We start from the raw sequence: 12,766 nt of genomic DNA, 5'->3' as shown, positions 1-12,766 counted from the left end.
GGGATAGCGACGAATGGACCGTCTCGGTCGATGAGCTCGAGCCAGGCCCAGTGGTCTGTTCGACGTCGCTGGTGCATCAAGCAAGCACCCCCTTCGCGGCGTCAGCCGGGGTTAGAGCGAAAACAACTGCGGCGGCGGACACGAATGGGCGTACGTCTCGATACCGATCGTGGATCGCCGCGAGTTCGGCTGTCTGTTCAACGTCGAGGTTCGCCAATCTCTCTGTCATCGCGTCAATGTCACGACGGAACTGCCGCGAGGCGTCCGGATCGAGGGAGAACAACATTCCCTGCTCCTGTTCCCAAAGAGTCCGCATTCGGTCGCGGGATTCCGTGAGGTTGCGGCGGAATGCGGAATAGATCACTTGTGCCCTGGAGGTGTCAGCTTCCTCTCTGCGGGCGAGATCCTCCTGGACAGCGTCGCGTCGCTTGGTCGCCTTGAGTTCGACAGCGACTTCGAGACGATGGCGCAGCGCGCCTGCATCGGTATCCCATACCCGGGCCAAATCTGCCCGAACTGCCTCGCTTGCTAGGGGGATGTCGTCATCCAGCGCTGTCTCGAGAAGTCGCTCGACCCGTTCCTCAGCGAGCTGTCGCCCTCGCAACCGGACACCGGCGATAAACACCTCCTCATGCAGGCGAACGCCCCCGCGTCCGACCAAGACGAGGCGGCAGACCGCGGCGACCGAAGACTGATCGACATCCTCGAGTGTCACGGCGGTGACGCGGTGCAAATGGTGGCGGGCGTCGAAGAGGGAGGCCCGTAGCGTACGGGCAGCCTTCTGCAAGAGCGGATGTCCCAAGTGGACATGCACCAGCTCTCCATCTGCGACGTCGCGAGCAGCGTCGGCATCGAATGTGATTGGCCGTTTGATATCCGGATGCAGCAGGGTACGAAGGGCCTCGGTAGCGTGTCGCCACTCCCGTCCCAACTCGGGTACTTCGAACACGCGCGCGTCGACTTCCTCGTTGCCGACCTCGACGAGGGGCGGCTGGTCGGAAAGTTCCAGTGCTATGGACAAGACTCGCTCGGCGTTCTTCGGGGAGAGGTGTAACCGTTCCTGCTGGGCCTCGAACGTGTTCGCGAGTGCGGTCAGCTGACGGTTGATCTCCGCGCCGCCGGCGAGAGTTTGGTTGATGATCGCGGCACCCTCGTCGATGACGGCCTTCCGTGCGTTCACCTTCACTGCCCCGAAGTGGTTCTGAATCTCGGCATCGATCACGAGATTCACTGATCCGAGGTCCGTTGCTACTTGGGCCACCTTCTCCGCGATTCGGCGCATGAAGTCCATGTCTGCGGCATAGGTGCTCGCCGTTTGCTCGGGGAGAAACTGGAAAATCTCTGGCGCATGAGTCTGCCCGTACCGGTCGATGCGGCCGATTCGTTGCTCCAATCGTGACGGATTAAACGGCACGTCGAAGTTCACCAACCGGTAGCAATACGTCTGCAGGTCGATGCCTTCACCTGCAGAGTCTGTCGCCACAAGTACACGGATCGGTTCTTCGGCGGGGCCGGTGGTGAAGCGGGCACGGATCCTCTCCCGCTCCTCCGCGTCTGTCGAGCCCTGAATAACACCGAGCCGAGTCGCGTCGTAGCCGCGCTGTCGCAGATTCTCCACGATCCAAGTCAACGTGGTCGCATACTCGGTGAAGATCACTACTCGTTGGTTGGACCAATGGCCACTGGGACGACAGATTGCGTCCAGCCACGTGATCAGGGCGCCGAGGCGGGAATCGGGTCTGGCTTGGTAGCCACGACCCCAGCCCACCAGCATCGCGATTTCGCGAGGTGTCGCGGCGCTTAGCGGATCTGTGTTCTTCGAGTGGCGGAGCGCGTCGAATTCCGGCTGCTCGATCGCGCCCTCCTCGAGATCACTCTGGTCCGAGCCAAGAACCTCCGTGTAGAACTCGTCCTCCTCCGACTGGTCGCTCCACGCTCGGGGGCCGCTCGCGTCGTCGTACAAACTCAAGGTGGTGGAGAATGCCCACGGGGACGACAAGAAGCGCTTTTTTAGAAGCATCGAGACAATGTCACCCGAGCGTTTCTGCCCGTTCTTCTTGGCGCTGGCCGTCAGAATGCGGTCTAGCGTCTCGAAGGCCTCGGCCTCGTCTGCGCTCGGGGCGAAGAAGATCGATTTGAGCTGCCTCGCTTTGAAACCTTTCTCCGGGATGTCCCGTTTCAGCCTGCGCACAGTTACGTCACGAAGGGCTTCGGCGTCCACGGTTGCTCCGCGGGAGAAACGACGGTTGTCAATCATCTCCAACAACGCTGTGAAGGACTCGGAATGCCCATTGTGAGGGGTCGCGCTCAGAAACAATCGGTGCTCACATACCCTCGAAAGGTCACGCACTGCCGTTGTGCGCTGTGAGTCGACCGCGTAACCAGCCGACTGCCCGATGCGGGACGGGCTGGACGGCGAAACATGGTGGGCTTCGTCCACGACTAGGACGTCAAATGCATACCTCTGAGCTGAGTTCTTCTGATTCACCCTGGCCGTTACATCCCTAAGGAGGCGTTGCGCGCGGAGCCCCGGCAGCCACGCCATGCTCACAATCACGCGCGGGAAGATCCTCAGAGGGTTTGCGTTCAACCCGTGAGTTCGACGCACCTGGGTCATGAGCTCTGAGTTCACAACCACAAACTCCAGACCGAATTTCTCCAGCATCTCATCGCGCCATTTCATCTGCAGGCTTGGAGGGCAAACGATGATGACACTCCGTGCACGGTGACGAAGGAGAAGTTCTTGGATTACCAGACCAGCCTCGATCGTCTTGCCCAGACCGACGTCATCCGCGAGGAGAAGGTTAGCGCGGGGCGCCTCCAGCGCACGGCGTAGGGGCTCCAGTTGGTATGGCTCGACATTCGCGCCCGAGCGGAATGGGGCCTGAAAGGCGCCCGGATCTGCGGTCGTCACCGCCCCCCACCGCACCGCGTCGACGAAGGCTGCAAGCTTTCTCGGCTCATCGAAACCCTCGGCGGTCAGCGTCTCGGGGAGGCCCTGATCGGGAGCCACGCTGTGGCCGACCTCGAGTTCCCAGACCACCGTCAGCTCCTCGCCCAGCCGATCCTCGGCGAGCGACTGGAGAGTGATGATGTGATTGATGCGCGGCTCGCCATCGTCGGCGGGGCTGCGCGGCAGACCCTGCTCACGGACGTCAGTAGCAGCCCACAGCATCCCGCGAACGTTTACGACTTCCCCAGGGTTGGGCACTCTTGGACTGGACAAATGCGCTGGTGGAACAGCGGTGCTATGCGTATCAACGGCGATAGTCATGAACCATGGACTCCAAGGCTGAGGGGCAACGAAGAGTCTATGAGGCTGATTGCGCCCTCGGTCAGCGTTCATATGACATGAAGTCGCGTGTCGCGGATACTCGTGCTGGGCGTACGATCTGTGACAATCGCCGCTGGGGAACTCTGTCAGATGCAGTAGCCGAACAAAGCGCTCGTGCGCCGATCGTTTGGTCGTGAATTTCGCGGAACAATGAACTGGCTCCTAAGGCCGGCACCGCAACGCGACCAGGTTCTTAACCGGCCAAATCCTTTGTGCCGTTGCACATCGCAATTGCCGCTCGGTGAGAATTCATGTCGCCTTGGTCTACGGTGCCGTCCTCGCACGGATACCTTGAAAGAGGTCTGTACCGTCCAGGTCCGCCTCGATGAGGCATAACATCAGCATCTTTTCGATCATCTCCGGGTTCGCCATCGAATTCTTTAGACCAAGAAACCTGATGAGGACTGGTGCAATGTCGTGGCCGCGGATTCCCTGAAGGGTTTCCATTGGAATTTCGTTCACGTATCTTTCATGGAGATCGAGCAGATCCCTTAGACGTTCCTTCGTTTCTGACGTCGCCGACAGACGAAGTAGCTCTTTTGCCTCCATGATGATTTGGCCGGAATCGTCTAAACATTTCTCCGCAAACCGATTTACTAATCGCAATCCATCCGTATGGCAATGAAGCACATACCTGAGTGCATAGATTGTTGTCCAGATCGGCTTTAGAAAGGAAACAATTTCAGTCGCCGACAATTCGCTCTTCGCGACTTGTGCGAGGAACTTTGCGAGCGGCCGTTCCTGCAACGCGTAGACCTCCATGGCCGCATAGTCCGTTCGAAGCAATCCGTCTGGATGGGCGACCCTATCGGCTTCCAACGAGTCGAAGTCGGAATCAATCACGCATGTGAGGGAGGTCTGGCTCAACATCCATGTGGCGCCAACTTCCGCCAACGAAATGACGCGCCCTCGCGCGTTTATCTCCGAGTAGTACGTCTCCACAATTTCAGACGGCACGTGAGCCCGATCATCTATCGCGTAGACCTTGACGTTCGGGTGGTTGATGCTAGCCAAATACCACTTCAACAATGCCGCGTCGTCGCGGCCCTCGACGATGACGTCTCGAAAGTCCGGGTGAAGCCTGTAAGTAGTTTCTAGTTCGTTCAAACTCTTTTGGATAGCCGTTGGACCAGGCATTCTGCTAACTCTTCAATTGAACGAGCGAATCTGGATGACCACTTATGATCTCAATCGAGTGAGTAGCGACGATGAATTGAACGTCCGATGACTCAGTGAGGGCGAGAAGCGCATCTAGGATCGCGCGCTGCCATTCGACTCCGAGGCTTAGCTCGGGCTCGTCAATAATGAAGAGCTTTGTCTCTACGCGAGCCAAGAGCGTCGTGCACAGGATCATCAGAAGTTGACGTTCGCCCGAGGAGAGCGAGACCACTGGTAGGACATCGCCATTCTCCGCGACGATGCGTAACCCGTGTCTGGGGGAGAACGTCAATTCCTTCTCATTCAAGAAGCGGTTGATCGTCGGTACCAACGCACGAAGCAATGTCTGCGCGCTCTTGAGCGCCTCGTAACGCGCCTGCAAGCTCGAGAGGTAGGGCGACACGACTCGGTCGGCGAGTAACCGGCGGTCATTGGACTCTATCGAGCGAAATAGTTTACGGAATTCGTCGGCGTCGAACTTTGGAACTAGCTCAAACTCCTCAAACTTGGGAGAGGTCGACTCTATGTCGTCAAGGAGCGCCTCGGTCGAGAAGGCCTGGTCTACACCCGCCTCAGATCCGCTTGAAGTAGCAGCCAACTCACGAAGAACGTTGGCATAGATGGAGTTGCTGTTAGCCGAACCATCATTTTGACCGCCGATCGTGAGGCTCCGAAGGTAGTCATTAACGCGCCTCATGGTGACCTGAAGTTCAACAAAGACCAACCGCGACAATCGGTCTTGCGGAGAGCGATCGCTATCTTCGCGACGAATTATCTGGTCTCGTGTCCTATGAATGTCTTGATCATCGGAATAGAGACTTCGATCGTCGGCCAAGAACAGCGGATCTCCAACTTCCGTTGACAAAAAGGTGAGGTACTCGGCCTCTCCCGCTTCCTCTATTTCCAGCTCATCGAGTCTTTTCCGCCATTCGACAAAAGGGGCGCCTCCGATCTCACTGTCGGGTCCGGGTCGATCGAAGTAGTAGAACTCGCCTCCCAGAGTGCGCAATCGCGACCGGTCCTTGACAACGGAATCACTGTCCGCTTCGAAGGTCGTACGGATATCGGGCTTGCCGGGCTGAACGACAATCAGATCAAACGTTCCGAGAAGACCGGACTTTTTTCGGACGGAGATGAAACGCTCGCCAGAGAGGCCGATTGTGAGCGATTCAAACGGAGTTTGGGCTATTGACGTGCGATGGCCGCTCTTGACCGCAGAACTTAGCGTGTTCCACACCAACTTCAGCAAGGTTGTTTTGCCCGAGCCGTTCTCGCCGTGAAGAAGTACGAGCCGACCGGAAGAATCGCTCACTCTCGGAACTAACAACTTGTAGTCACGACGACCAAAGAGCTTCGTAACTTCGATCGATCGTATGAGCGGATCGGGCGGTTTAGAACTCATTCGGAAAGCATGGCACAGCGAAGGAATGAACTGACGCTCCCTGACGGGAATTACCTATGCTCTGCGGAACGTGTACTGCCCCGACGACCAGGTGAGGCACCGGTCCGCCCGGCAACATTTGCTAATGCGTCTTGTAGGCGCCGTATTCGGCTGAGCCGCTCAACCGAGCTGCCACTCTGCGATTCTCGCGAGGCGACACGGGTGAGCCTCCTTCCAGAGGCAAGCTTCTCATTTGGACCCTAACGGCGGTACCGTTCGTCGACGATTTCGATTCGATCAATTGAGAAATCCCATTCATCGAGGTTCTCCGCGTCCGCAGAGATGTAGGCAATGGCCTCTACGTCGTACTCTTCGTCCACATCCGATTCGACCGATTCGGTGAGATAGTCCCACCGCACATATTCAACCGCCATGTCCAGCGTGATATCCGCGACTGCGGTGGCCGACTTCTCGCGTAGGGAGAGTTCGACCTCGGCAACGTCGCGGACCTCGCTGATACGCGTGACCGACGCTTCTGGGATGTACGTCAGGTCGCGCCTGGGATTGAACAACATGCTTTCGCCTGAAAGCTCGGCATCGACTAGGAGACCAATGTTGTTGTCTTCATGCCTAAGGGCCTCGTGAATCGTCCGTTGAAGAGACTCGGCGGCGAGATCCGACCCCTTCTTGAGCTTGATCAGCTCAGTCTTGACACTCCAAAGGTCGCGCAAAACAATCGGAGATGGTTTCCCCGAGAAATGCGCGTGGACATCCTTGTCACCAGACACCAACACCACCTGATCGATAAACCCGTCGGCAGCCCGCTCGATCAGTCTGAAGGAAGCACTATCTGAAGCGCCCGTCTTTATGGACGTACCGCTCTGACTCTTGGTTCGTCCCGCCCCTTGCCGCAAGATCTGGTCCCTGAGCGCTTTCACTGCCACTTGGGGTGCCTGAGACAGTTCCAGGACAAGCACCGCTTCATCGCCATTTTCGGTGACGATATCCCGGAGCGATTCCTCAATCGCACTAACGACCTCGTAGATGCTGAGGTCGAATTGAGGTTCTGCGTCGAACCCGTTTATGCCTGCTTCTTGTAACGGCTTACGTCGACGCAGGTAGTCATCCCGAGCCTTCACGGCAGTCTCGTGTGCGTGTTCCGACCATTCCCATAGAACCGGCTCCGGCACCCATATCTCGACGCTCAATTCCTGCGCGTCGATGGTGGCAACGAGCTCCTCGATCTGATCAATGCTGAACATCCCTCTCGAGCCGACGTTTGTGTCCAAAGCAATTGCTCGCACGTTGTTCGGGATGGAGCCGCGTCTATTCTCAGATTCACCATAACGTCCGTCCAAGCCGCCAATGTCGTTGGAACCTCAACCCTTTCGGAGGGCCGCTGGTCTTTCATTGCCGAGACCAGACGCGCGGTGTGGGCCACAGAGGCGCAACGACCTTGGGCAATAGGAGACAAGTGAGGGAAAAAAGAGGCGAGGCACGGGTCACGGAGAGTGACCTGAAAGGGACGAGACGCACGATTCGGAAACAAGTTATCAGGCGGATCGACAGGAAGGTGAGAACCAATGCACGCAGGCACTCTTGGAGTGAATTCACGATTTGCGCGCCAAAACGGCCGCGCGCCGCAAATGTATAAGTGTGAGAGGTGGCATTGCTCGGTGGAAGCGTGGGCAGGCTTCGCAAGGGGTGAAGCAGGCGATCGCGTACGCCTTCGGCGGGGTCTGTGACTCGACGCTGACTGCCAAGACTGCCGACGGCGTGCTGGCGGCCGCCGGCTATGCGGACGCTGTAATGACACGCTACGTCGTGGAAAACGGGGCCATCCGCGACGACCTGCTCACCCGCACCCAGTTGAAGGCATGGGTTGCCGGGGTTGACCCGCTAACCCGCGAGCGGCGGGGATACGACCTCGAATCGCCCGCGGCGGATCTGATTCTGGACGCAACGGTTAACGCGCCGAAGTCATACTCGATCGCCGCACTGCTCGATCCGGAGTTGGCGGTCGCCTACGAGGATCTGCAGGACCGCCTGCGGGACCGGATAATCAAGCTCTGGCAGACGGAACTGAACGCCAGGCGGGGCAAAGGCGGCTCGATCCGCGAAGACCTTGCCCGGATCGAGGTGGTGGAGTTGCGGCACGAGCGGTCGCGGTCGTTGGACCCGCACAAGCACCGCCACCTCTGGTTGAACGTCAAAGTCCAAGGTGTCGACGGGAAGTGGTCGAACGTCGATAGCCGGGTTGCGTTGCGGTTCCAGAACGTGATCAACGCCGAAGGCGACCTTGCGTCCCGCACCGACCCTGCCTGGGTCACCGCCCTCGCGGCGAAGGGATTCACACTCAACGCGGATGGTGAGATCACCCAGCTTCAGCGTTTGGTCGCACCGTTGTCCAAGCGGTCCGCGCAGATCGAAGTCAACAAAGCCAATCGCACGGCGTGGTGGAAGGAACAGCACCCTGGCCAGGAACCGTCCCGGGATGTGCTGAGTCAGATCGACCGATGGGCGTGGGCGGCCGGACGGCCCGATAAGCCAGGCAACTTCAACGAAGACGGGTGGGCCGCACGTATCCAGGGCGAGCTTGAGGCCGCAGATCCGCGGCTCGGTCAAGCGCGCCCAGCGATCTCGGTCGGCTCTGTTCCAATTGCCGGTCTTGACCTTGAGCTTCTGGCGGCCAGGGCAATCGTGGATGCCGACGCAAGGTCGACAGGGACAGGGGGACGGTTCAGCGTGATGGACGTGCGCGCGGGCGCGATCCGAGCCATCGCTGGATCTGGTGTGATCGCTAATCGGCGCGCACTGGACTCAGTGCTCAATGCGGTCACACGCATGGCGCTCAGCTCGCACACGGTGACGTTGGTGTCCGAGCCGGACATCCCCGACCACGTGAAGCATCTGATGGCGACCTCCACTGCTGCCCTCAAGACAATTGTGGCTCGCCGAGTAGCAGCGCTCGCCGCGCCAGGCAACGCCTTGAGTGCTGACACCGTTGCCGCTATCGCGAGCGCCCTTGACCCGCACCGCACCTTGGATCCCGGGCAAAGTGATGGAGCAGCTGCTATCGCAGGGACCGCGTCGATCGTGGCGATCACCGGTGCCGCAGGTACCGGGAAAACGACAATGCTCCGGGTCGCCGGTGCGGCACTCCGACGGAGCGGTCGGAACATGATCATCGTGGCACCGACGAAGAAAGCGGCCTCAGTCGCGGGACGGGAAACCGACAGCGCTTCCTCTTCGTTGCACCAACTTCTCCACGACCAGGGATGGCGTTGGGCCAGCAACGCGGCCGGAGGTACGGACTGGACACGACTACACGTCGGTGACACCGACCCGAACACCGGTCACGCATACAACGGCCCCAAAACACTCATCAACCCGGGAGACCGGATTGTGGTCGACGAGGCAGGAATGCTCGACCTGGAAAGCGCCAACGCCCTACTCGACGTCATCGGCCGCACCCAAGCCAGCCTCGCCGTCGTCGGGGACGACTATCAAGCGTTGCCCGTCGGCCACTCGGGCGCAATGGCCCTGTTCCGCCGAGAGGCCTTCGCGAAAGTTGAACTGACACAAATCCACCGCTTCCACGATCCGCGGTGGGCTGACTTCACCACGCGACTGCGGCTAGCAAAAGGTGGGAGCGAGAGCCAGGAAATCTCCGAGGAGCTAATCCGAGGCGGGCACGTCACTCGGGTGAACAACCTCGAGGAGGCGCGCCAGGCCATGGTCGATGCTTGGTTCGATGCGTCTCGGCATGGACAAAGCATCGCTCTCGTGACCGCAACGCACGCGGAGGCTCAACAAATCAACGAGGCAATCCAAACCCGAAGGATCCAGGCTAGCTCCGTGCAGCCCACTCAATTCGTCTCGGGCCAAAATGAACAGGCTATCTTTGCCGGTGACATCGTCCAGACTCGACGCAACGACAGCACAACTGACGTCGAGAACCGGCAAAGCTGGATCGTGAAGACCGTCACGGCCGAGCACGTGGTCTTAGCGTCCAACTCCGACTCCTCCAATGTGCGGCGCGTGACACACAAATACGCCAACTCTTATCTCCATCTTGGCTACGCGAGCACGGTATACGGGGTCCAAGGTGAGACGACCGACCGGGCCCTCGTCGGCCCCGACGTCGACGCCGCCGGACTCTATGTCGGCCTCACCCGCGGGCGGCGACGCAACGACCTCGTTGTCGTGGCGGCAACATCAGCTTCCGCGCACTCCGAGCTCGTGGCCATGATGCGGCGTCAGCCGACTGAGGAGACGATGGCGAAGTCGAGAGCAGCTGCGCAACAAGAACTCGACCGCGCGTCGCGCGTTGCCATAGCGACCCGGGCGGCGACGGATCCTCATCAGCTTTCAGCACTCCTCTAGCTGAAACCGCGAGCCTAGCCCGCTACCAGCCCCGCAGCGCAGACGTCGAACCCGAGCCGGCTCCCCCCGCCAAGTGACCCGTCGCGAGCGTGATACCAGAGGATCGCGACGCCAAGCGCGTCCGCCCGTTCCTGCGCAACCGGTCGCACACCGCCTTGGACGAAGATTAGCGCTCTTCGGCCATCGGAGGCTGCGAGCGTTGCGGCTGTATCTACTTGCTGAACGTCCAGGTTGCCTCGATCGTTGTCCACCCATGCGAGGTAACGGGCGCTGTACAAATCACAAAGCTGACTCGCCGCCCCGCTTGCAACAACAGTGTCCGGCGCGCCGAGATAGATCATCCATTCACGGCACAACTCAACGGCTTCCTCATCGGAAACCCCGAACGACCTCGGCGACGGCGGATCAATCCTCACAACCTCAGTCTGCAACAGACAACCGAGCTTCAGGACGCAAACAGAAACGCAAGAGACTTGCGTCAAGTCGCGGAGGCAAAGTCTGTTGCCTTTCCGCCTGCCGACCCATAGGTCGCTCCCGACGCTAACCGTGCCGCGCTTTCGCGGCATAGCCTCACTCCGCTCCGCTCCCCTCCGTTATTCCACGACCCGGCACTCCCGCGCCATCCGCTCCACTATCGATCCCCTGTCGAAAAGACAACCAAACCGAACCACAGAACAGAGGAGCAGGGACAATGCAAACACACATCATCAACGGTGGCGGCTACGGAGAAGTGGGCAAGCGCGGGATCGTCGCAGTGACCGGATCCGTTAGGCCCGGCGCCGAAGAGAAGATCGAATGCGTCGAGACCGTCATCAAACTCGGCGACGACGGCTGGGCCATCGCAGCCGACCTCACCACGCCCATCGGGAAACTGACCCGACGCGCAGCCGACGCCATCAACGCACCATTCATCGACCTGCGCCAAGACATCCTGGGTTATACTGAATCGAGTATAAACGGGAGAGGTGAGGGTGATGGCATTCTCTGATCTACTGCGGGCTGCCCGGCGGGCTGCCGGTTTCAGTCAGGCGGAGCTCGCTGACCGTGCGGACACCTACCAGCCGATCGTTTCCGGTGTGGAACGCGGCAAACGGGATACCGGGGTCGCCTCCGCGGCACATCTTGCCCGCGCCGCCCAACACCGCCTCCTCCTCATCCCGACCACGCATCTGAGCGCCGTAGAAACCGGGGCGCGGATTGCAGCAGCGCTCCGCGACGGCAGCCGGGACGGGGCGTTTCGAGCTCTACTCGACCTCTCCGACGGGCTCGCCAATGAAACCCCGCTAGTCGTTGCGGCGCTCGTCGTCGCGCAACCCGAGGACACCGGCAGCCGCGACTGGGACGCCGCATTGTCCGGCACTGTCGCCTATCGGCTTCGCGTAGCCGGCCTGCCCACCGCGGACTGGACCAGGCTCGCGATTGCCGACACTCAGGAGCTGAGAGCGCCGCACCTGCACGCGCTCGACGACGCCCCGGACGTCTCCCAGGTGCCGCCCGAGTTCATAGAGCGCGGAATCCTGATCGAAGAGGGAACACTCGCCAGTGTCTGACCAGCAACCGGGCCTCGACCGTGGCACTCTCATCGACGGGCTCAACGACCTCATCGAACGCGTCCGCGCCGCCGGGATCCGCCCGGTGCGGATCAGCATCGTCGGCGGTGCTGCTCTTGCGTTCTCCCACATCGACCGGCGACGCACCGTTGATGTCGACGCGCGCTTGGATCCCCACGACCCGCTCGTGAGCATCGCGGAGCGGATCGCTGTCGACCGGGACTGGCCCGCCGACTGGCTGAACTCCAACGCCACCCAGTTCTTCCCCGATTGGGGCAAAACCGTGGACTGGAAGCCGCTGTACGACCACGACGGCATCCTCGTCGAAGTGGCGCCCGCGGACGCGCTCCTCGCGATGAAACTTCGCGCCGCCATGAGCCGCCCCGGACGTGACACGGCCGACATTGTCAGCCTCGTCGCCGAGCTCGACCTCCAAAGCGCCGAAGATGCCGAATCGATCTTCTCCGCCTACTACCCCGGTGACGGGTTAAACGAACGGGTCTACGCGCTCGTGGAACGCGCCGTCGCGAATCGCGGAGAGTTCCAGGTCACCGTGCTCCCGGACGTGCATCTGAACCCGAAGCCACACTGACCGCGTCCCCTCTCGGGCGGAGAAAACCGGCGGTCACGGAAGAAGCTGAGTCACCGCGTCTCGAGGTCACGCAGGAGCTCGGGAAGCACTGATTCCTCTTCAACCCGAAGCCGGAGCTCCTCCATGGCGACTGCCAGACCCAGATCCCAGGGAGTCTCCCCCACCATGCCCGTGAACGTTGCCAAAGATGCTCCAGCGGCGCAGGCCGCACGGTAATGACGCTCGTCGAAACGCCACGGCGACCAGGGAACACGACTAGCCAGGATGCGGGACGATGGCATGCCGCCTGCGTCGAAGTCGCCGTGATATCGAAGGTGTCCGTTGAGCGCAAGAAAGCCCTTAGCTACTACCCAGGACAACCGTTT

Annotated in this window: 9 protein-coding genes; 4 read left to right on the top strand and 5 right to left on the bottom strand. The window is 60.3% G+C overall.

Annotated elements, in window-relative coordinates:
* Nucleotides 1–76: 76 nt before the first annotated feature.
* The 4 genes from drmD to ACV7NN_RS16395 form a co-directional block, all read right to left on the bottom strand.
* Nucleotides 77–3,274, bottom strand: coding sequence for a DISARM system SNF2-like helicase DrmD (gene drmD, locus ACV7NN_RS16410; RefSeq protein ID WP_463350626.1), 3,198 nt, complete (start codon nt 3,272–3,274; stop codon nt 77–79).
* 324 nt (nt 3,275–3,598) lie between these two features.
* Entirely contained in the window at nt 3,599–4,471 is an 873-nt protein-coding gene (locus ACV7NN_RS16405) for a hypothetical protein (RefSeq protein WP_463350625.1), read from the bottom strand.
* Nucleotides 4,472–4,475: 4 nt separating this feature from the next.
* The gene (locus tag ACV7NN_RS16400; RefSeq protein ID WP_463350624.1) at nt 4,476–5,894 is read right to left on the bottom strand and encodes an AAA family ATPase; all 1,419 of its coding nucleotides are present in this window, start codon (nt 5,892–5,894) and stop codon (nt 4,476–4,478) included.
* A 239-nt stretch (nt 5,895–6,133) separates the two neighbouring features.
* On the bottom strand, nt 6,134–7,135 hold the full coding sequence (locus tag ACV7NN_RS16395) for a hypothetical protein (RefSeq protein ID WP_463350623.1): 1,002 nt from the start codon (nt 7,133–7,135) through the stop codon (nt 6,134–6,136).
* 442 nt (nt 7,136–7,577) lie between these two features.
* On the opposite strand from ACV7NN_RS16395, the gene ACV7NN_RS16390 reads away from it, so the two are divergent.
* The 4 genes from ACV7NN_RS16390 (at nt 7,578) to ACV7NN_RS16375 (ending at nt 12,401) form a co-directional block, all read left to right on the top strand.
* Nucleotides 7,578–10,259 carry an AAA family ATPase gene (locus ACV7NN_RS16390; protein WP_463350622.1) on the top strand — a complete coding sequence of 894 codons (2,682 nt, stop codon included), beginning with the start codon at nt 7,578–7,580 and terminating at the stop codon, nt 10,257–10,259.
* 691 nt (nt 10,260–10,950) lie between these two features.
* Complete coding sequence (locus ACV7NN_RS16385) at nt 10,951–11,247, top strand: hypothetical protein (protein ID WP_463350621.1); 297 nt, start codon at nt 10,951–10,953, stop codon at nt 11,245–11,247.
* Nucleotides 11,234–11,809 (top strand): helix-turn-helix domain-containing protein, encoded by a 576-nt coding sequence (locus ACV7NN_RS16380; protein ID WP_463350620.1) that lies wholly within the window; start codon nt 11,234–11,236, stop codon nt 11,807–11,809. Before ACV7NN_RS16385 ends, ACV7NN_RS16380 begins: the two co-directional genes overlap by 14 nt.
* Nucleotides 11,802–12,401 (top strand): hypothetical protein, encoded by a 600-nt coding sequence (locus ACV7NN_RS16375; protein ID WP_463350619.1) that lies wholly within the window; start codon nt 11,802–11,804, stop codon nt 12,399–12,401. The genes ACV7NN_RS16380 and ACV7NN_RS16375 overlap by 8 nt, the downstream gene beginning before the upstream one ends.
* A gap of 50 nt (nt 12,402–12,451) precedes the next feature.
* Here the strand turns inward: ACV7NN_RS16375 and ACV7NN_RS16370 are convergent, their stop codons facing one another.
* Nucleotides 12,452–12,760: a DUF2399 domain-containing protein gene (locus tag ACV7NN_RS16370; protein WP_463350618.1), complete on the bottom strand. Its 309-nt coding sequence runs from the start codon at nt 12,758–12,760 to the stop codon at nt 12,452–12,454.
* Nucleotides 12,761–12,766 lie beyond the last annotated feature (6 nt).

Source organism: Leifsonia sp. Ger2509 (genome assembly GCF_055231915.1).
This window is presented reverse-complemented; position numbering and strand designations above follow the sequence as displayed.